Source organism: Rheinheimera hassiensis, assembly GCF_022436675.1.
Classification (GTDB): domain Bacteria; phylum Pseudomonadota; class Gammaproteobacteria; order Enterobacterales; family Alteromonadaceae; genus Alishewanella; species Alishewanella hassiensis.
This window is the reverse complement of record NZ_JAKUJZ010000003.1, coordinates 370,944-390,931: the sequence shown is the minus strand read 5'-3', so window position 1 is coordinate 390,931 and position 19,988 is coordinate 370,944. Positions and strand designations below refer to the sequence as shown.

At 46.5% G+C, this 19,988-nt stretch carries 24 protein-coding genes; 16 read left to right on the top strand and 8 right to left on the bottom strand.

Annotated elements, in window-relative coordinates; translation table 11 throughout:
* Window positions 1-27: 27 nt before the first annotated feature.
* From MJX74_RS07645 to MJX74_RS07590, 12 genes are all read left to right on the top strand, one after another.
* Window positions 28-579 (top strand): sugar transferase, encoded by a 552-nt coding sequence (locus MJX74_RS07645; protein ID WP_240222216.1) that lies wholly within the window; start codon window positions 28-30, stop codon window positions 577-579.
* A gap of 173 nt (window positions 580-752) precedes the next feature.
* Window positions 753-899 carry a hypothetical protein gene (locus MJX74_RS07640; RefSeq protein WP_240222214.1) on the top strand — a complete coding sequence of 49 codons (147 nt, stop codon included), beginning with the start codon at window positions 753-755 and terminating at the stop codon, window positions 897-899.
* A 63-nt stretch (window positions 900-962) separates the two neighbouring features.
* Window positions 963-1,217, top strand: coding sequence for a hypothetical protein (locus tag MJX74_RS07635; RefSeq protein WP_240222212.1), 255 nt, complete (start codon window positions 963-965; stop codon window positions 1,215-1,217).
* Window positions 1,218-1,337: 120 nt separating this feature from the next.
* Complete coding sequence (locus MJX74_RS07630; RefSeq protein ID WP_338052267.1) at window positions 1,338-1,532, top strand: MBL fold metallo-hydrolase RNA specificity domain-containing protein; 195 nt, start codon at window positions 1,338-1,340, stop codon at window positions 1,530-1,532.
* Window positions 1,533-1,606: 74 nt separating this feature from the next.
* Complete coding sequence (locus MJX74_RS07625; RefSeq protein WP_240222489.1) at window positions 1,607-2,773, top strand: nucleotide sugar dehydrogenase; 1,167 nt, start codon at window positions 1,607-1,609, stop codon at window positions 2,771-2,773.
* A gap of 99 nt (window positions 2,774-2,872) precedes the next feature.
* Window positions 2,873-3,880 carry an NAD-dependent epimerase gene (locus tag MJX74_RS07620; RefSeq protein WP_240222208.1) on the top strand — a complete coding sequence of 336 codons (1,008 nt, stop codon included), beginning with the start codon at window positions 2,873-2,875 and terminating at the stop codon, window positions 3,878-3,880.
* A gap of 75 nt (window positions 3,881-3,955) precedes the next feature.
* A complete protein-coding gene (gene galU / locus MJX74_RS07615; protein ID WP_240222206.1) occupies window positions 3,956-4,867 on the top strand; it encodes a UTP--glucose-1-phosphate uridylyltransferase GalU in 912 nt (303 codons plus the stop codon).
* 95 nt (window positions 4,868-4,962) lie between these two features.
* Window positions 4,963-6,948, top strand: a complete 1,986-nt coding sequence (locus tag MJX74_RS07610) for a nucleoside-diphosphate sugar epimerase/dehydratase (RefSeq protein ID WP_240222204.1) — start codon at window positions 4,963-4,965, stop codon at window positions 6,946-6,948.
* A gap of 125 nt (window positions 6,949-7,073) precedes the next feature.
* The gene (locus tag MJX74_RS07605; protein ID WP_240222202.1) at window positions 7,074-7,394 is read left to right on the top strand and encodes a hypothetical protein; all 321 of its coding nucleotides are present in this window, start codon (window positions 7,074-7,076) and stop codon (window positions 7,392-7,394) included.
* A gap of 85 nt (window positions 7,395-7,479) precedes the next feature.
* Window positions 7,480-8,193: a YjbF family lipoprotein gene (locus tag MJX74_RS07600; protein WP_240222200.1), complete on the top strand. Its 714-nt coding sequence runs from the start codon at window positions 7,480-7,482 to the stop codon at window positions 8,191-8,193.
* Complete coding sequence (locus tag MJX74_RS07595) at window positions 8,190-8,933, top strand: capsule biosynthesis GfcC family protein (protein ID WP_240222198.1); 744 nt, start codon at window positions 8,190-8,192, stop codon at window positions 8,931-8,933. The genes MJX74_RS07600 and MJX74_RS07595 overlap by 4 nt, the downstream gene beginning before the upstream one ends.
* Window positions 8,930-11,038 (top strand): YjbH domain-containing protein, encoded by a 2,109-nt coding sequence (locus tag MJX74_RS07590; RefSeq protein ID WP_240222195.1) that lies wholly within the window; start codon window positions 8,930-8,932, stop codon window positions 11,036-11,038. Before MJX74_RS07595 ends, MJX74_RS07590 begins: the two co-directional genes overlap by 4 nt.
* A gap of 53 nt (window positions 11,039-11,091) precedes the next feature.
* Here the strand turns inward: MJX74_RS07590 and MJX74_RS07585 are convergent, their stop codons facing one another.
* The 3 genes from MJX74_RS07585 to MJX74_RS07575 form a co-directional block, all read right to left on the bottom strand.
* On the bottom strand, window positions 11,092-12,606 hold the full coding sequence (locus MJX74_RS07585; protein WP_240222193.1) for a sensor domain-containing diguanylate cyclase: 1,515 nt from the start codon (window positions 12,604-12,606) through the stop codon (window positions 11,092-11,094).
* A gap of 73 nt (window positions 12,607-12,679) precedes the next feature.
* A complete protein-coding gene (locus MJX74_RS07580; RefSeq protein WP_240222191.1) occupies window positions 12,680-13,699 on the bottom strand; it encodes an MJ1255/VC2487 family glycosyltransferase in 1,020 nt (339 codons plus the stop codon).
* A 3-nt stretch (window positions 13,700-13,702) separates the two neighbouring features.
* Window positions 13,703-14,296, bottom strand: a complete 594-nt coding sequence (locus MJX74_RS07575; RefSeq protein WP_240222189.1) for a thymidine kinase — start codon at window positions 14,294-14,296, stop codon at window positions 13,703-13,705.
* 141 nt (window positions 14,297-14,437) lie between these two features.
* On the opposite strand from MJX74_RS07575, the gene MJX74_RS07570 reads away from it, so the two are divergent.
* The 3 genes from MJX74_RS07570 (at window position 14,438) to MJX74_RS07560 (ending at window position 15,752) form a co-directional block, all read left to right on the top strand.
* Window positions 14,438-14,857 (top strand): MAPEG family protein, encoded by a 420-nt coding sequence (locus MJX74_RS07570; RefSeq protein WP_240222187.1) that lies wholly within the window; start codon window positions 14,438-14,440, stop codon window positions 14,855-14,857.
* A gap of 4 nt (window positions 14,858-14,861) precedes the next feature.
* A complete protein-coding gene (locus MJX74_RS07565) occupies window positions 14,862-15,290 on the top strand; it encodes a YqaA family protein (RefSeq protein WP_275692701.1) in 429 nt (142 codons plus the stop codon).
* Window positions 15,291-15,362: 72 nt separating this feature from the next.
* Window positions 15,363-15,752, top strand: a complete 390-nt coding sequence (locus MJX74_RS07560) for a DUF2750 domain-containing protein (protein ID WP_092791430.1) — start codon at window positions 15,363-15,365, stop codon at window positions 15,750-15,752.
* Between the two features lie 51 nt (window positions 15,753-15,803).
* Here the strand turns inward: MJX74_RS07560 and MJX74_RS07555 are convergent, their stop codons facing one another.
* Window positions 15,804-16,793, bottom strand: a complete 990-nt coding sequence (locus MJX74_RS07555; RefSeq protein WP_240222185.1) for a 2-hydroxyacid dehydrogenase — start codon at window positions 16,791-16,793, stop codon at window positions 15,804-15,806.
* Between the two features lie 70 nt (window positions 16,794-16,863).
* Window positions 16,864-17,343 (bottom strand): glutathione peroxidase, encoded by a 480-nt coding sequence (locus tag MJX74_RS07550; protein ID WP_240222183.1) that lies wholly within the window; start codon window positions 17,341-17,343, stop codon window positions 16,864-16,866.
* Window positions 17,344-17,429: 86 nt separating this feature from the next.
* On the opposite strand from MJX74_RS07550, the gene MJX74_RS07545 reads away from it, so the two are divergent.
* Entirely contained in the window at window positions 17,430-18,311 is an 882-nt protein-coding gene (locus tag MJX74_RS07545) for an NAD(P)-dependent oxidoreductase (protein ID WP_240222181.1), read from the top strand.
* Here the strand turns inward: MJX74_RS07545 and MJX74_RS07540 are convergent.
* The 3 genes from MJX74_RS07540 to MJX74_RS07530 all read right to left on the bottom strand — a co-directional run bounded on the left by MJX74_RS07540 (window position 18,300) and on the right by MJX74_RS07530 (window position 19,987).
* Complete coding sequence (locus MJX74_RS07540) at window positions 18,300-18,761, bottom strand: RES family NAD+ phosphorylase (protein WP_240222179.1); 462 nt, start codon at window positions 18,759-18,761, stop codon at window positions 18,300-18,302. The two genes, MJX74_RS07545 and MJX74_RS07540, sit on opposite strands and share 12 nt — an antisense overlap.
* Window positions 18,761-19,210: a type II RES/Xre toxin-antitoxin system antitoxin gene (gene parS, locus MJX74_RS07535; protein ID WP_240222177.1), complete on the bottom strand. Its 450-nt coding sequence runs from the start codon at window positions 19,208-19,210 to the stop codon at window positions 18,761-18,763. The genes MJX74_RS07540 and parS overlap by 1 nt, the downstream gene beginning before the upstream one ends.
* A 117-nt stretch (window positions 19,211-19,327) precedes the next feature.
* Window positions 19,328-19,987: a CoA transferase subunit B gene (locus tag MJX74_RS07530; protein ID WP_240222174.1), complete on the bottom strand. Its 660-nt coding sequence runs from the start codon at window positions 19,985-19,987 to the stop codon at window positions 19,328-19,330.
* Window position 19,988 lies beyond the last annotated feature (1 nt).

The window sequence follows — 19,988 nt, the reverse complement described above, 5'->3', positions numbered from 1 at the left end:
TTGTCGCTGGCAAATTTTAGAGGAATTATGTTAATACGTTTATTGGATATTATTTTTGCGTTTTTTGGCCTGGTGTTTGGTTTTCCGGTGCTGGTTATCTTAACCATTATTGGTTTATTTGACACCGGCTCGCCGATATTTCGCCAGCAGCGGGTAGGGCGGCATAAAAAGCCGTTTACCCTGGTGAAGTTTCGCACCATGAAACCGGATACCGCCCATGTTGCCAGCCATTTGGCCAGCAGCAGTGCGATAACGCCTTTTGGCGGTTTTTTGCGTAAGAGCAAGCTGGATGAACTGCCGCAGTTGTGGAATGTATTAAAAGGCGAAATGAGCCTGGTAGGCCCGCGGCCTTGCCTGTTTAACCAGCAAGAATTAATTAACGAGCGTGAACAGCGCGGTGTATTAAATGCCCGCCCCGGTATTACCGGGCTGGCGCAGGTTAACGATATTGATATGTCGACCCCGCAGCTGTTAGCCGAGACAGACGCAAAAATGCTGGCACAGCTTTCGGTAGCGGACTACTTTAAGTATATTTTTATGACAGTTGCCGGGAAGGGCAGTGGGGATAGGGTTAGGTAGTTTTGATTGGTTGGTGTGTATTATTTGTAAAATATATGTCTTGATCGATAGGTAGTATAGGATTTTGATTGGTTGAGGCTTTGGATGGTAATACCCCCTCAAACTAACTCAAAAATCACAACTAAAAACTAAGCACTCAACATTCAACACTCAACACTCAACAAGGAGACAGGATGTCGACATTGTATACTTCCCCCCAATTTACCCACCATGATGCTTTAGATGGTGTTACGGACTTTAGCCATAAATACCGTATCAGTGACGATTATGCTTTGTTGGTTGACTGCGGGCTGTTTCAGGCCGCAGGACAAGCTGCGTGAGAACCGTCACCGGCGGTAAAAACGTTTAGAGCATATTGTTGCACTCATTACAGGACAATCACGGTGTTGTTTCCGGCTTTTAGCATTGGTCGCACGCAGGAGTTATTGTATGGACTTGACGCGATTATTCATCACCTGCGCGGACAGAAAATTCATCAGCATTTACGCTGGGATGAGTTGCAGATTATTGTCGACTCACCACTGGCAGCAAAATTTACCCAGACGTACAATGAGTTAAAAAACGCTTGGACAGCGAGGCCAAACAGCTTTTGCGCCGGGGTCGCCTCCCGCTTAACTTTACCCAGTGACATACTCTAGGCGGTCCTCGCCTGCATTTAGATGTGGTGCAGTTTTTAGCCCGAACTAAACAACCCGCTATCGTTATTGCTGCAAGTGGGATGTCCAGTATGTTGAAATTGACGGTCAGAGTATCGGTATATCGATATTGGCGCAGAAATTATGACGTTAAGCGGCTATTCAGCGCATGCCGACCAAGGTGGATTAATAAATTTTGTGCTGCGCATGTTGTGTAAACCGCGACAGGTGCGCTTAGTTCATGGTGACGACAATGCAAAGCAGGTATTGCAAAAAGCTTTTTTGCAACTCGGCATTAATGCTATTATTGCCAGCTAGTTCGTTGTCGTATTAGAAACAAGTTCTCAGTTCTGAGGCACTTAAGGATAACTATGTCAGGTATTAAGTCAGGTTTGAAAATTGCTATTGCCGGTACTGGCTACGTAGGGTTATCAAATGCTATGTTGTTGGCTCAGCACAATAAAGTAATAGCACTGGATATAGTTCCAGAGAAAGTTGCGCTGTTAAACGCTAAAAAATCGCCGATAGACGATAAAGAAATAAGTGATTTTCTGCAGAATAAAGCGCTGAGCTTTACCGCTACGCTGGACAAAACCCAGGCTTACGCAGATGCCGATTTTGTTATTATTGCTACTCCGACAGATTACGATCCGCAAACTAATTACTTTAATACCAAAAGTGTTGAAGCCGTTATTGCCGATGTAATGGCAATAAACTCCAATGCAGTAATGGTAATTAAATCTACTGTGCCGGTGGGCTACACTAAAACCGCACGCGAAAAATTTGGTACTGCCAACCTGATATTTTCACCGGAGTTTTTGCGCGAAGGCCGGGCTTTATACGACAACCTTTACCCGTCACGCATTATTGTCGGTGAGCAAAGCGAAAGGGCAACCACCTTTGCCGCATTATTGCAACAAGGTGCTGTAAAACAGGATGTGGCGGTATTATTTACCGACAGCACTGAAGCTGAAGCGATAAAGCTATTTTCTAATACTTACCTGGCCATGCGGGTGGCATATTTTAACGAACTGGATAGCTATGCCGAAAGTCATGGCTTAAATAGTCGGCAAATTATTGAAGGTGTAGGCTTAGATCCTCGAATTGGTAAGCATTATAATAACCCCAGCTTTGGTTACGGCGGTTACTGTTTACCCAAAGATACCAAGCAGTTACTAGCAAACTACAGTGATGTGCCTAACAGTATGATCCAGGCTATTGTAGATGCCAACCGTACCCGCAAAGACTTTATTGCTGATTCTATTATAAAGCGTAAGCCGAAAATAGTTGGCGTATACCGGTTGGTAATGAAAGCTGGGTCGGATAATTTCCGAGCCTCTGCGATTCAGGGCATTATGAAGCGAATTAAAGCTAAAGGTATTGAAGTGGTAGTATATGAGCCTGAGCTAAAGCAGGACGAGTTTTTCCGCTCACGCGTTATTAAAGATCTGGCTGAATTCAAGCAAATTTCAGATGTTATAGTGGCTAATCGGCTCAGTGATGCTTTGGCGGATGTAGAAGATAAAGTGTATACCCGTGATTTGTTTGGCAGTGATTAATTATTAGTTTTGAGTGGTGAGTTAGAAGTTGGGAATGTTTAGTGTTGAGTTGTTAGTTTATTGAGCACTTAGCACTCAAAATTTACAGTTGGAGTTCACATGCGTTTTTTAGTAACCGGCGCTGCTGGTTTTATCGGTTTTTATGTTTGTCAGCGTTTGCTGGCTTTGGGCTATGAGGTTACCGGTGTTGATAACCTTAACGACTATTATGAAGTGCAGCTCAAGCTTGATCGGCTGAAGCAACTTGAAGGGGTAAGTGGGTTTAGTTTTAAACAGCTTGATTTGGCAGATCGCGCAGGTATGGCAGTCTTGTTTGCTGAGGGGCAGTTTCAACGGGTTATTCATTTAGGGGCTCAGGCTGGAGTACGTTATTCACTGGAAAACCCGATGGCCTATGCGGATAGTAACCTGATTGGCACTCTGACTATCCTGGAAGGTTGTCGCCAGCATAATATCGAGCATCTGGTGTATGCGTCGTCAAGCTCAGTGTATGGCATGAATGCTAAGATGCCTTTTGCAACATCAGACCGGGTAGATCATCCTGTGTCATTGTATGCTGCGACGAAAAAAAGTAATGAACTGATGGCGCATACCTATAGCCATTTATACGGTGTGCCAACTACCGGCTTACGCTTTTTTACCGTATATGGCCCCTGGGGAAGGCCTGATATGGCCATGTTTTTGTTTACTAAAGCTATTGCAGAGGGTAAGCCAATAAAAGTATTTAATCACGGCCAGATGCAGCGTGACTTCACCTATATTGACGATATTGTCGAAGGTATTATCCGTATTCAAGCTAAACCGCCAGTTGCGAACAAAAACTGGAGTGGTATTGATGCTTCTGAAAGTGTGGCACCTTATAAGATATTTAATATTGGTAATAATCAGCCGGTAAAGCTGATGACTTTTATCGAAGCAATTGAAAAGGCTTTAGGTAAAGCAGCTGTGAAAGAGTATTTACCGATGCAAGATGGTGATGTACCTGCTACCTATGCCGATATTGATGATTTGCAACAGGCCGTTGGTTTTAAGCCAGCTACGCCGATTGATGTTGGCGTGCAGCGTTTCGTTGATTGGTACAGAGGTTATTACAGTTATGGATGTTGAGTGTTTAGTCGTGAGTTTTTAACTCAACAATAAGAACTGTTAATTCATCATTTAAAATTTGAAACTGGAAGCATTATGAAAAACATCAACACTGTTCTCAAAGCGGTAATTCCGGTTGCCGGGTTGGGTACAAGGATGTTACCGGCAACAAAAGCAATACCGAAAGAAATGCTGCCGGTGGTAGATAAGCCTCTGATACAGTATGTAGTAAGCGAGTGTATCGCGGCCGGTATCAAGCAGATAGTACTAGTAACACATTCATCTAAAAACAGCATAGAAAACCATTTCGATAAAAGCTTTGAACTGGAATCGATGCTGGAAAAGCGGGTTAAGCGCCAGTTGTTGGATGAAGTGCAGGCTATTTGTCCGAAAGACGTGACTATTATGCATGTGCGCCAGGGTGAAGCTAAGGGCCTGGGGCATGCAGTGCTGTGCGCATTGCCCCTGGTGGGCGATGCGCCTTTTGCAGTAGTGCTGCCAGATGTTTTGATTGATGGCTACGACTGTGATTTACGTCGCGATAACCTGGCAAAAATGGTGCAGTTGTTTAAACAAAGCGGTGTTAGCCAGGTAATGGTTGAGCCTGTGCCGCATGAAATGGTAAGCAGTTATGGTGTTGCCGATGTGGGTGGCCGGCAGATGAAAGGCGGTGAGTCTTTCAGAATGGCCGCTATAGTGGAGAAACCTACCGTTGAGCAGGCGCCGTCTAATCTGGCGGTAGTAGGGCGCTATGTATTTAGCCAACATATTTGGCAGTATTTAAAGCGCACGCCGGTGGGGGCAGGTGATGAAATTCAGCTTACGGACGCCATTGCATTACTAATGGAAGCTGAAGCCGTAAATGCTTACCATATTACCGGCCGTAGCCATGACTGTGGTAATAAACTGGGTTATATGCAGGCTTTTGTTGAACATGGTTTGCGTGATAAATATCTGGGGCCGGATTTTAAGCTGTGGCTGACCGGGCTGCTGAATAGAGCAGGTTAGGCCCTGCGTGATTAACGGTGGGGACGGGTGCTATACTAGCGCCAGTTAAATTGATTGTTGTTGGCAAAATGGCCAACGTTACTCTGGAGTAGTTGATGCTCGCTTGGTTGCTGGGGTTGCCCCGTGCGATAAAACGCTTAATTTCAGTGATAGCTGATATGTTTTTTTTGATCAGCTCTTTATTTGCTGCGTATTTTCTAACACAACATCAAGAGCGCACTGATATTCCGGAAGTTGCTCTGGCGTTTGCTATAACTTTGCCGGTAACGCTATTCATTTTTACCAAGCTTGGTTTATATCGTGCTGTTATTCGCTATATCGGTCAGCATGCTCTGGGGGCGGTGCTGTCAGGCATAGTAAGTAGTGCTTTTGTGCTGGCGCTATTGTTTGGTCTGTTTAAGGTGCATGATAAAGGTAACCTGATTTTTGTTTACGCTGTCCTTGCCTTAATTAGCTCAGGTGGTTTACGGTTACTGGCGCGGATGTTTTTGGTGCAGCGTAATAATGGCCATAAAGAACGCGTGCTTATTTATGGCGCTGGTTCATCTGGACGCCAGTTAGCACAAGCGCTTATTAATGGTGAGCAGTACCACCCGGTAGTGTTTGTTGATGATGATACCACGCTGCACCGCTCTACTATTTTGGGTGTGCCTGTTGGTTCGCCAGCGCAAATAACAAGCTTAATAAAATCACACAATATTAGCCGGATTTTACTGGCGTTGCCGTCTGTTAGCCGTTCGCGTCGGCGTGAAGTGCTTGATGCGTTGGAAGAGTTGCCAATACCGGTACAGTCTATCCCCGGCATGAGTGATTTAGTTGATGGCTCTATGCGCATTGACGAACTGCAGGATGTGAAAATTGAAGATCTGCTGGGCCGCGACTCTGTAGCGCCTAAAGCAAAGCTAATGCAAGCTAATATTCAGGGAAAAGTGGTGATGGTAACCGGGGCTGGGGGGTCTATCGGCTCCGAGCTATGTCGGCAAATTATTATCTCTGAACCTAAAGTTCTGGTATTGTTTGAGCTGTCTGAATTTAGTTTATACAGCATAGAGCAAGAGCTAAGTGGCCTGATTAAGCAGCATGCATTAGATATTCAGTTGGTTCCGCTAATGGGCACTGTGCAGCGGCGCAACAGGCTGGAAACAGTAATGAAAGCCTTTAAAGTGCAAACGGTTTACCATGCGGCAGCATATAAGCATGTGCCACTGGTGGAATATAATGTCGTTGAAGGCGTCCGTAATAATGTATTTGGCACTTGGTATGCCGCTGAAGCAGCTATTGCCTCCGGCGTAGAAACTTTTGTACTTATCTCTACTGACAAAGCGGTGCGGCCAACCAACGTAATGGGGGCATCAAAGCGCTTAGCCGAGTTAGTATTGCAGGCACTATCAGAGCGGCAAAACGGTACAAGGTTTTGTATGGTACGTTTTGGCAATGTATTGGGTTCCAGCGGTTCTGTGGTGCCACTGTTTCGCGAGCAAATACGCCGTGGGGGCCCGGTTACCGTAACGCATAAAGATATTATCCGGTATTTTATGACCATACCCGAGGCGGCGCAGCTGGTGATACAGGCAGGTGCTATGGGCCAGGGCGGTGATGTATTTGTGTTGGATATGGGTGAGCCGGTGAAAATTGCCGATTTAGCCAAACGTATGATCCACCTTATGGGGCTTGAAGTTAAAGACGAAGTGCACCCTAATGGTGATATTGAAGTGCAGTACTCCGGATTGCGGCCTGGTGAAAAACTGTATGAAGAACTGTTAATTGGAGAAAGCGTCCGCGAAACTGCGCACCCGCGTATTATGGCCGCTGATGAGGTGTGTCTCGGCTGGAGCCAAATGGAAAGCATGTTGTTACAATTGGATACCCTGTGTGACAGTTTTGCAGTTGAGCAAATTATTGAGCTAATGCGGGTTGCTCCTGCAGGTTTTAATTATAGCTGCGCCAGCAGTGATCTGGTGGTAAAAGCTTGTTGTGATTTTGAGTTAGCCGTGCCGGTTGCGGTGCCGCTGAATGTGGTAGTAAATACCGCCCCGGGCATAGGTGCTGTAGCTTCAGCACCGGCAAAGAAGTATTGTTAGCCAATACTGTTAACAGTAAGCTGCAAAAAATGCAGTCAACATGCATTTAGGGGTTGAGTAATACTTTTCTTTACGTTACTCTTCACTTAACTGGAAATCCAAATTCGTTTATTAAGGAAATTGCTATGAAAAAGTTAATTATTGCTGCTGCGGTAATGGCATTAAGTGCTGGTGTTAATGCTCAGGATGTTGCTGGTGGTGCAGATTCTAAAGAGGGTACTATTGGTGGTGTTGCAACAACTACTATTGCCGCTGGTGTAGTAGGTATCGCAGTTGCAGCAGCAGTTATTTCTAATAACCGTGGTACATCTGTAACTCAGCCACCAGTGCTGTGTGATGATGGCAGTACGCCGGTAAATGGTGTTTGTACTGGCACTACTGTAACCAATACAGGTACAGGTACGGCTACTAGTACAACATCTGTTACAGTAACTTCAACTATATAAGCTTATTGCTTAAAAAAAGCCGCCTGCAGGCGGCTTTTTTATTGCTTTGGGTTTATTTGGTACTTTTAATCAGCAGGCGTACACCTTGATAACATTAATTAAAATGGTTTTTAGTGGCTTGATGCTGCTAACCCTCACCGCTTGTGCCGGTACTTATCATTCTTATATGGATACTCTTAAGCTTGCCTTTGCAGATATCCCAAATGCAGAGCTTAGTGTGGCTGAGGTGCAGCAATCACAATACGACTTACTCTATGTAAAGCACGGTGATCGGGCGCAAGCAGTAATGGTATTGATGCACCTTGAAGCCGGACAGCATAAATGGATATCGGCAGATAATGCTATGTTGATAATGGAGCACGGCCGACTGGTACGTACTTTAGGTCTGGAGAATGACCTGCTGCATCTGACTAATACTATTAATGACCCGGTTCGCCGTAGAGTCTCTATTCGCTCTGATGCTACCTGGTTACGCTTGGCAGACTGGCATAACGGTGAATATGGTTATGCGCTGCGCTCACGCTTTGAAATTATACCGGCGCAACACTTGACGGTTTTTCAGCAACAGATGAATACCACCCTGATAGTGGAGCATGTAAAGTATGAAGATAGCGCTAATTATCTGCGTTTTGATGACAACTGGCAAAACTATTTTTGGTTTGACAGTGAGTCAGGTACTTTGATTAAAAGTGAGCAGACTTTGTCTCCATTTTCACAACCGATAACTATGACGTATGTCAGCCGGATAGGGCGGCTGCTCCCACAGTTAAGTACAACTAATACCGGCGGTAGTCAATGAAGAACTTGAATATGCTCAAACAGTTTATTTTTAGTGCTTTGCTTATTGCGCCGTCAGTGTATGCCGCAGTGACGGTAGATATTAATGGCAACCGCTATCAGTTTGATACTAACCCGCGACTAAATGAAGTGCTAGCGCCTGTGGCATTGCAAAACAATTGGTACTGGCCGGCGGCAGCATTATACCAACTTGATAGTGATGAACCTGAGCAGTTACGTCAGTTGCTGCTGCAACAAATAGTTGCGCTAAAGCAGAATAATGTCGCTGACAGTGATTTTGTTACTACACTACAATCACTGGAGCGGCAGTTGGCGTCCTGGCGTTTAGGTAAACGCATTGCGATGCCCATAGACTATGATTTTGCCCGGATACGGCCAGATCTTAATCCACGTTTTGATAATGGTGCTTATTTGTTACAGCTGAAACAGCGCCCTGCCAGTGTTTATCTGTTTGGCGCAGTAAGCTCAGCAGTTGCTGTACCTCATCGCGGTGCAGCAGCTGCGTCTGATTACCTTGTGTCTGTCCAGCCAACAGCATTGGCCGACCTTAGCCAATTAATGCTGCTACAGCCGGATGGTACAGCGCAGGCTGTCGGATCGACTTACTGGAACCACTCGCATATTGAAGCTATGCCTGGGGCACAGGTTTTTATTCCGCTGCAAAGCCAGCTGTTTAGTTCACAGTTAGATAAATTAAATAAGCGTTTACTTGAGCTTGCCAGCCACAGGGTGTTGCCATGACTACTGTACGTATTCCGTTTTTACTTTCTTTAGTTAGTCTGGCGTTACAGCCCTCAGTTGCAAAAGCCGATAATAATGATAGCTGGCAGCAATTACCTTCAGGTGTGTCGCAAATGGCCCATGGCGGTGTGGGGTTGATTCAAACGCCCACAGCTCGTATGGCGGCAGCTGGTGATTTATCGATAAACTATACTGATAACGAAGAGTATCGCTTATGGTCGGTTAGTATTCAGTTATTTGACTGGATGGAATCCACTGTGCGCTACACTGATGTTCGTACACGGCTATATAGCGATGACCCAGATTTCAGCGGAAACCAAACTTACAAAGATAAAGGTATTGACGTTAAGTTTCGTGTCCTGCAAGAAGGTACTTATTTGCCGCAGGTATCTGTTGGGTTTCGTGATTTTGGCGGTACCGGTTTATTTGAAAGTGAATTTGTCAGCTTAAGTAAAAAATGGGGCGATTTTGACTTTCATCTTGGTATGGGCTGGGGTTACCTCGGCACTGCTGATAATACCAAAAATCCGTTTTGTGAGATAAAAGATAGTTTTTGTCAAAGGCCAACTGGTTACGGTGGTCAAGGTGGCAAAATTGATTACGATATTTTTTTTAAAGGCCCGGCCTCGTTATTTGGCGGTATCGAGTACCAAACGCCATGGCAGCCTTTACGTTTAAAGTTGGAATATGAAGGTAATAATTACACTAGTGATTATGCCGGTGAACTTGAACAAGATAGCCGCTGGAATATTGGTGCGGTGTATCGCTGGAAAGATTTTAATTTTGATTTAAATTACCAGCGCGGCAATACACTAGGTTTTGGTGTGCATTATGCGATGAATTTACACAATATTAGCCAGGTTAAAGTTAAGCCTGCACCACGTATTATTCCTGAGCAGTTAGATGATACTAAGCAGATTACCAACCGTGATGCTTTGCCGACTGCATTGTTTACGGAGGCCGGGTTTGTGCTGCGTTCATCTCAAATGACAGACGATGAATTTGTAGTGTATGGTCAACAGGTGTCTTATCGTGATCATGACGAGGCGATTGAGCGCATAGGTCGAATTTTGGCCACAGAAGTGCCAACTAATATTAAAACCTATCGGATAGTGACCTATACTGGAAATTTACCAATGGTTGAAACAGTGGTAAATGCAGAGCAGTTTATTAGCGCCGCCCGCTACGACTCACTACATACTGATGTTAAATCAACTTATGTACGCCAGTCGCCAGAGCCCAGAACGCTTGGTTTAACCGAGTTGCCGGATCCGACAGGTTTTTATACTGGTGTCGAAACATTTTGGATCCAAACCTTTGGTAATCCGGAAGCGTTTTATATGTATCAGGGAGGAGTGTTAGCGAATGCCGGTTACAGTTTAACCAGTAATTTTAGTATTAACGGCGCAGCTAAAGTAACTTTGCTAGAGAACTTTGATAAGTTTAATTATAAAGTCGACGCGCAGAATACACCGTTACCCAGGGTACGCACTTATATACGTGAATATGTAACTCGCAGTACGGTGTCGATGGAAAACCTGTATTTGCAATGGCAGGACCAGATAATGCCCGATGTTTATGCGCAAGCATATGGTGGTTATCTGGAGATGATGTTTGGCGGTGTCGGCGGCGAAGTGTTATATCGCCCGGTAGACTCTAATTTTGCTATTGGTTTTGATGTTAACTATGTAAGGCAGCGCTCTTATGAGGATGACCTCGACTTTTTTGATTATAAAACCTTTACCGGCCACGTGAATGTGTACTGGAAGCCTGATTTTTTACCGGATACCCAACTGACCTTCAACATAGGCCAGTTTTTGGCAAAAGATAAAGGCGTAAACGTTGATTTTGCTAAGCGCTTTGACAGCGGTATTATCGTTGGCGCTTACGCCGCTTTTACCAATGTGTCGTCTTCGGAGTATGGAGAAGGTAGCTTTACTAAAGGCTTCTACCTATCAATACCCTTTGATTTATTCTCGCTACGCCCTGCTACAGGACGTGGACGTTTGCCTTGGGTACCAATTGGCAGAGATGGTGGCCAGCCACTGAACCGGCCTAATACGTTGATTAACGCCACTGAGCAGCGATCACCGTTTTATGATTAAGCCTGTGGCTTGTATTAATTGATAAAACCAAACGGGAAGCCTGGCTTCCCGTTTTATTGTGCGGCAATAATAAACTGGTTACGCCCGTTAGCCTTGGCTTTATACAACGCCTTGTCGGCGGCGCTGATAAAATCGGCGCTGGTGCTGTGTTTGTTGGGGGTATTGGCGGCAATGCCTATGCTGGCAGTGACAACACTGGCGATATCTGATGCCTGATGTGCAATTGCTAATTCTGCCAATTGTTGCTGTATTTGCTGAGCCATCTGGGTGCAGGCATCGGTATCGCTACTGGGCAGTATAATAGCAAACTCCTCACCGCCGTAGCGTGCTGCCAGTTCGCCATTACGGCGAGGTAACTTATCCAGTGCTCGGGCAATGCACTTTAATGCATCGTCGCCGGCCTGATGGCCGTAGTGATCGTTGAAGAGTTTAAAGCGGTCAATATCGAGCAATAGCAGGCCCAACGGCAGGTTATTGCGGGCACAGCGTTGGATTTCACTTTGCAGACTGGTATCAAACTGCCGCCGGTTGGCAATGCCGGTAAGGCCATCCTGGCTGGCTTGCTTTTGCAGCTCAAGATTAACCTGGAGCAGTTGCTGTTGCATCTGTTGTAATGAGCGGCGGTAACTCACATTTTGTAAGGTATTGGCGATCATTTCGCCTACCAGTTTCATCCGGCGTAAATCATTGCTGGTCCAGTTACGTTGTCGCGATACCATGTCGCAACCCAGAAAACCACTGAGTTTATCGTTGTTGAGCATGGCGCAGCACAGCACTGACTGGATATCTTCTGCGTTGAACTCGTGCTGTTCAGCAGCAGCTTCTGCCGGCAGGCTAGTGACATCATTGACAGCAAATACCAGATCCTGCTGTATTTTTTGGCAAAAGTAAGGCATCGCCTGCTGTGGGATTTTTTGCAGTTTGGCTTTGTGCGAGCTGATGCCGCTGCGTACCCATTCATGCGTATTGTTCATTTCAGTTAAATCGGCATTGAATAAAAATACATAGCTGCGATCGGCATGGCAAAACTCGCCTATTGCGGCTAACGCATGTTCAATATGCTGATCGAGCTTGTCGTCCTGCACATTAATCAGCTGGGTTGAGATAAGTGACATCAGTTTGTCAAATGCCAGCGCCTCTTCTATTTCTGCTTGTTCTGGCGGTAATGCAGGTTGCAATGGTACCAGGGTGTTTACAGCCACAGGTTGCAACGTGACCAGATTAATACTGTGCAGTGTAAACGACAGGGCAATACTGGTACTTTGCAGCAATAACGGGTTGTCATAGCTGTTCAGCTGGACCACCTGTTGTAATGCCGTGCCGCTTAACGCTAGTAATAAAGGGTTGTGCAGTAAATCAAACGCTTGTTTGTTATCTGGATTGAGCAACGACAGTTGCTGCAGTTGTGATATCGATAACACATTTTGCTGCGCAGGTAACTGGAACAGGGTTAACGCTGCCTGATTGGCAAATACAGCGGCTCTGGTGTTTTCTTTATATAGCAATGCGGTAGGCAGGGCATCAAGGATTGCCCAAAAATGTGGGAATGTAATGTCTTGTTTTGACATGCCGCACTCACTTTATCGTTATACTTTACTATAACGGATTTGGTGGTATTGGCAAAAATAGCGCCTTAGCGCTTTAACTCCATAGTGTTTTACTCAGGGTGTTTACTTCGCCTGGTGGGTCTTGTAGCAACCAATTACAGATAGCGCTGGCAACGTCGGGGTAGTTTACTGTGCCATGCCGCTGCTTTTCGTTGAGCCATTTTGCAATGATGCCGGTACTCAGGCTGTCGGTGTGGCTGGCCAGTTTTAACTGTTGTAGCGCCAGTGCATTGGATTGTTGCTCCATCTGGCCTCGTAGCGGCTTCACCATAATGTGTTTCTGCAGTTGCAGCGCTTCGCTTATCAGTTCAAAGCCAGCATTACTTAATACATGGCTGCAGCGGGCTAAATCGGCTTTAAAGGCGTGCAGTGCAGGCGGGTGAGTATGTATATGGCCGATAGCCGCTTTAGCCAGCCCGGGGCCATACAAGCAGAATTGGAACTCTGTTAACGGTTTTAGCAGACCAATAACCTGCTGTTGATCTTCAAATGGTAAATATACCAGCACTTTATTTGCTTCTGTATCTGCATCGTCGTGCTCAGCCTCGTCGATAATAGGTGGCAGGATGGGCTGATTAAAATGGTGCCAGTGCAGGCCCAATTGTATTTGTGCCGGAGCAAAGTGGCGGAACATCAGATGGGTAATCAGATTAGCCTGTTCCATTGGGATTTTATGCAAAAAGGCATACTGATGACCAAGTGCTACGCTGCGCTTTTTTTGCTGTTTTGCGGCGTGCGCGGTAATAGGCTCGAAATCCGTCAGGACCAGATCATAACTGCTGCAATCAAGCGCTTTAATATCCTGCCACAGGGTTTGCATCGAAGCCTGGCGCAGTGTTTGCCAGTAATTAACTTTACCGGCTTGGGTAACAAACGTTAAACCGCGTTTGACCTGATAATCGCCAAATTGTTGCATATCAAACAGTTGGTCAGCAGGGCGGCCGGAGAACAGGTAATCTACCTGTACACCGGCTTTAGCCAGATATTTTCCCATGGCGCGGGCCCGGCTGATATGACCATTTCCTGTTGCCTGCACACCATAGAGAATTTTCATTGTTTACTCCGTTGCTTGATCCTGCCATACCAGCGCTTTAAAGTGCGCGCGGCACATGGATACATAACTTTCATTGCCGCCAATTTGTACTTGCGAGCCTTCGGTTGCGGCCTTGCCATGCTCGTCTAACCGCACAACAAAATTCGCTTTGCGGCCGCAATGGCAAATGGTTTTCAGCTCTATCAGTTTATCGGCCCAGGCCAGCAGCGCTTCGCTACCGGCAAAGGTTTCGCCTAAAAAGTCGGTACGCAGGCCAAAGGCCAGCACCGGGATATTTAAATCGTCGACCACATCGGTTAGCTGCCTAACCTGAGCTTTGGATAAAAACTGCGCTTCATCTATTAATACGCAATCTAAACGGCCCTGTACTTTAAGCTGCTTTACATGGCTAACAAAATTAAAGTTGCCATTAAAAATATGTGCATCCATCGCCAGGCCAATACGCGAGCTTACCTTGCCCAGGCCGTAGCGGTTATCCAGTGCAGCGGTGTAAATAGCCACTGTCATGCCTCTTTCCTGATAGTTATATGCACTTTGCAGTAAAGAGGTTGATTTGCCGGCATTCATTGCCGAATAGTAAAAATATAATTGCGCCATTGCATCACCCAACTAAAAAAGACAACGCAGTATAGCAATATCATTGCCTGAAATATAAAGGCCTGATATGACAGAATTAAGACGCTGGCATCTTTAACCTGGCTGCATTAAGCTCTGAGCAGTTTAAATTTGGAGAATAAAATGGAAAAACTGATATTGCTGCCGGTATTTGTGCAGATATTGCTTACCAGTGTAGTGATGGTGTTGATGGGTAAACGCCGTATTAGGGCGGCTAAAAATAAAGAAATTACCGTAGCCGCATTTAAAACCATGAACCTGACCGGTGCCAATGAGCAGGTAATTGCTACCAGTCGTAACTTTGATAACCAGTTTCAAATGCCAATGCTGTATTTATTCAGCGTGTTATTTACACTGCAGCTGGGATTTGCTGATCTGGGCTATGCAGTGTTGGGCGCGGCGTTTGTATTGCTGCGGGTACTGCATACGGTGGTGCATATTGGCAGTAACAATGTACGGTTGCGCTTTAACATATTTTTACTGGGATGCCTGGCCTTATGGCTGCTTTGGCTGCGTTTAGCCTGGCAGGTGTTGGTTAACTGATTAGATGCTGGCATATTTCTCGCTGTTTTGTAGCGGCCTGTTGGCCGCTACGTTGTTTCCGGCGTCCAGCGAAATAGTGCTACTGGCCTTGCTGCAGCAAGGCTATAACCCACTGTGGTTGTTTATTGCGGCAACGGCAGGTAACACGCTGGGTAGTTGTGTTAACTGGTACCTGGGGCTTAAGTTGCTTAATTTTCAGCATAAACGTTGGTTTGCGGTGTCTGCAGCCGCGCTTAGCCGGGCACAGCAGCAGTTTCAGCGGTTTGGCAGTTGGAGTTTATTATTTGCCTGGTTACCGGTGGTGGGAGACCCTTTAACTTTTGTGGCCGGTGTGTTGAAAGTGCGATTTAAGGTGTTTTTGTTGCTGGTACTTGTGGGTAAAGCAGCACGTTACGCTATATTGATTGGGCTCGGTAACCTTTGGCTGGTGTAATTATTAATGGTAAAAAGCTGCTGGATCCGTCATCATTAGCGGTATTATTGATTCGCTGAACAGGAACCACTTATGGATTATCAATTAACGGCTGAAGAGCTTAAACGCATCACCGCTTTAGATGCAGAGCAGCGCTACACTTATTTTATTCAGGCAGTTGCTGATCTGGAAAAAATCTGGATTTTAACCGATGAAGACGGTTTTGTTCTGGTAAGCGCTGAAGATGAGCGTTGTATTCCGGTATGGCCACATGCCGAACTTGCCGAGCAGTGGATTGAAGGTGAATGGGCGCATTGTACTGCTCAGGCTGTTGATGTAGACACCTGGCTGGATAAATGGACGTCTGGCTTAAACGGCGACGAGCTGGCTATCGCCGTGCTGCCTGATACTGATGGCCCGGGCGTAGTGGTAATGCCAGACGAGCTGGCAGAAACCCTGTTAAGTGAAATGCAGGAAGATTAAGGCATTTTTAGTGTCAAAGCCTTTAAAAGAAGCAGCCGTTGGGCTGCTTTTTCAATTGACCAATTCATTGCCGGTGGCAGTATTGCTGGCAAATGCCAGTAAATTGTCGCTGGTTACCTGGCAAATTTCCTGTAGTGCTTCTTTGGTAAAAAACGCCTGATGGCCGGTTATTAATACATTGGGAAACGTAAGCAAACGTTTAAATACTTCGTCGTCTATCACTTGCTCTGACAGGTTTTCAAAGAATAAATCGGCTTCCTGCTCGTAAACATCTAAACCCAGATAGCCAATTTTGCGGTTTTTCAATCCAGCTATCACTGCTTTGCTATCAATTAATGCACCACGACTGGTGTTGATCAGCATTACGCCATCTTTCATGCTACCAATACTGTAATGGTTAATAAGATGCTTGGTATCGGGTGTAAGCGGGCAGTGCAGGCTGATAATGTCGCTTTGGGCGTATAGCTCGGCCAGTGGTACATAGCGCCCGCCCAGCTCTGCAATGTGCGGGTTTTGTGCAATATCATGGCACAGTAACTGGCAACCGAAGCCGCGTAGTATCCTTGCTGTGGCAAGGCCAATACGGCCGGTACCAATTAACCCCACGGTTTTGCCAAACAGATTAAAACCCAGCAGGCCATCCAGTGCAAAGTTATCATCACGTACCCGGTTGTAGGCTTTATGCAGTTTGCGGTTTAAACACAGCATCATACCGATAGTATGTTCAGCCACAGCCTCAGGAGAATACGCCGGTACCCGTGACACCCTAATGCCAAGCACTTTGGCTGCGTCCAGATCGACATTGTTAAAACCGGCGCAGCGCAGCGCTATCATCTCAATACCAAGCTCTGATAACTGCTGTAATACTTCGGCATTAAGTTCGTCATTTACAAAAGCGCACACTGCATGGCTGCCTGCAGCCAGTTTTACGCTGTCTTTATTTAGTCTGGTTTCGTGGTAGCTAAACTGCAAACTGCTGTCAGCCCACTGGCTGAAGCCGTCTCTGTCATATTTTTTCGCGCTGAATACGGCAACTTTCATGGTATCTCTCCCATTATTTGCCATAGAGCTTAGCGCAAATGCCAGCGCTATATTTAGCGCTGGATCAAAGTTACAGCAAATCTTCTACCGAAGCGGCAATACTGGCAGGTTTGGTGCGCGGGGCATAACGTTTAACTACATCACCCTGTTTATTTATCAGAAATTTGGTGAAATTCCACTTAATCGCCCGGGTTTTCATCAGGCCACGGGCCGAATCTTTTAAGTGCTCAAACAGCGGTGATGCATCCGGGCCGTTAACTGCCAGCTTCGCCATAACCGGAAAGCTGACGCCGTAATTCAGTTCACAAAACTGCTGAATTTCATTATCAGAGCCTGGCTCCTGGCCGCCAAATTGATTACAGGGAAATGCCAGTATAACCAGGCCTTTATCCTTGTATTTCTGATGCAGCTGTTCCAGTTCTTTATACTGGGGGGTAAAGCCGCATTGGCTGGCTGTGTTTACCACCAGCAATACCTTGCCACGATACTGGCTCAGATCAATTTCGTTACCGCTGGCATCTTTTACCTTGTACTGGTGCACATTTGCCATGCTGTTTCCTTATTTAAGTGCTTTCAATCGGGCGGATATCTTTGTAAGCTTTGCGCCACAGTATGTCACAGTTTTAAGTCATTAATATGTCAATTAATAGTGAGAACAAGGTCGCTTTTATCGGCCTGGGAGTTATGGGTTACCCGATGGCTGGCTACCTGCAACAAAAAGGTTATCAGGTAACAGTGTATAACCGCACAGCGTCTAAAGCAGAAAAGTGGGCTGCGCAGTATGGTGGTGCTTATGCCGAAACCCCGGCCAAAGCTGCACAAGGTGCGATGCTGGTGTTTATCTGTGTAGGTAATGATAACGATGTGCGCTCTGTAGTGTACGGCGAGCAGGGCGTATTAGCCGGTATGGCAGCAGGCGCAGTATTGGTTGATCATACAACCGCATCGGCCAATCTGGCCCGCGAGCTATCACAGGCGGCAAAGCAACAGGGTATCGGCTTTTTGGATGCACCGGTATCCGGTGGCCAGGCCGGCGCCGAAAACGGGGTACTAACGGTAATGATCGGTGGTGAGCCGGCTGATTTTGCTAAAGCCGAAGCGGCAATTAAGTGTTATTCGCGCTGTGCAAAATTGCTCGGCCCGGCAGGCTCTGGCCAATTAGCGAAAATGGTAAACCAGATTTGTATTGCCGGTGTAGTGCAGGGCCTGGCCGAAGCGCTGAATTTTGCCCAAAATGCCGGTTTAGATGCGGCAGCCGTGGTGGAGGTGATCTCACAAGGTGCAGCATCTTCCTGGCAGATGCAAAACCGCTCGCTGACCATGCTCGAAGGTAAATACGATTTTGGTTTTGCGGTAGACTGGATGCGCAAAGATTTGGGCATAGCACTGACAGAAGCGCGCGAAAACGGCAGCCATTTGCCGCTAACGGCCTTGGTGGATCAATTTTACAGTGAAGTGCAGCAGATGGGTGGCAGCCGCTGGGATACCTCCAGCTTGTTGGCCAGATTAAAGCGTTAAGCGTGGGTCTGGCATAAAATCCAGTTCGGTAAGTGTTGCCAGACATTGGTTAAAATGCGAATGCTGTGGATTAAGCAATATATTGTTTTCGCGTGGTGCAATTACACTGGGTACAGATAACGCCAGGCTGGCTTGTTGTGCCAGCCAGCTGTCCCCAATACGCGCGGTGTCGATGCTGGCTGGTTGCTGTTGCCAGCCCAGTGGCAGATTCGCCGGACTGACCGATAATACTTCTTCGGCGGCAATCGTTAATTGAAATAGCCTGTACTGTTTAAGTGCTGTACGGTTATTTAAATGTACCAAAATCTCCAGTATGGAGAGGGCTTCAGAGCCTGCAGTATAGACACACAGCTGACCTTTGCTGTTCCAGCGGCCGCCATAAAGTTTTGCTCCTTCGCCGTCAAATGCTTGTGCAGCCCATTTGTGGTGCACTAAGCGATACAACTGCATCAGGCAAACACACCGTGTTCTAAGCGGCCAATTAAATCTAATATCGCCTGCGTTTCAGCAGAGGTTGCCAGCATATCCAGCGGCGCTTTGTCGCCAAGGCCGTATACCGGCTCAGTAAGCCAACGTTTAGTTGCTACCATATCTTTATCGAACAGGGCATTGGCAGCTACCAGCACGGTAGCAAAACGATGCAACCGGTCACTTTCTTCCTGCGTAAACTTACCCAGCTTTGCCCGCCTGGCCAATGTAGCTGGCGCTAACTGACATATTTGTGCCAACTGCTTTTTATCTAACATGGATACCAGGGACAACTTATCAAACACGCTGTAGCTAAATCCTTCATGCAGCGCCTGATATAGTTTAGGCCCGCGCTCAGCAATACCCAGCTGCTGCCACACATTGGGCACTGTATAGAGTGTAGGAGTAAACTCACGTACTAATGCTGTCATGGTGCACCTCTGCATCAATTGATATTAATTGATGCTATCACATGATTTATATGTGGTCAAAAAAAGGGCGCTAAGATCGTCACAATCTTAGCGCCCTTTACAGGTTAAAGCGGCAACTTAGTTAAACACCATCTCCGGCACGTTGCCTTCGATAACCAGCTTACCAGCCGTTTTTTGCTGAATTTCTTCAACTGAAATGCCCGGAGCGCGTTCCAGCAGGTGGAAAGCGCCGTTGCGTACTTCCAGTACGGCTAAGTCGGTAACGATTTTCTTTACGCAGCCTACGCCGGTTAGTGGCAGGGTGCAGTCGGTTAGCAGCTTGCTGTTGCCGTATTTATCGGCGTGAGTCATGGTAACAACGATATTTTGTGCACCGGCGACTAAGTCCATCGCGCCGCCCATGCCTTTTACCAGCTTGCCCGGGATCATCCAGCTGGCGATATTGCCGTTTTGATCCACTTCAAACGCACCCAGTACGGTTAAATCGACATGGCCGCCGCGGATCATGGCAAAGCTTTCAGCCGAGCTGAATATAGCCGCGCCCTTGATAGCTGTGACAGTTTCTTTACCGGCGTTAATCATATCGGCATCAATTTCATCTTCAGTCGGGTAGGGGCCCATGCCCAGCAAACCGTTTTCTGATTGCAGCATTACTTCAATGCCGGCTGGCACATAGTTGGCCACCAGCGTTGGAATACCAATGCCTAAGTTAACGTAGTAGCCGTCTTGTAGCTCTTGCGCCACGCGCATGGCAACCTGTTCACGAGATAAAGCCATT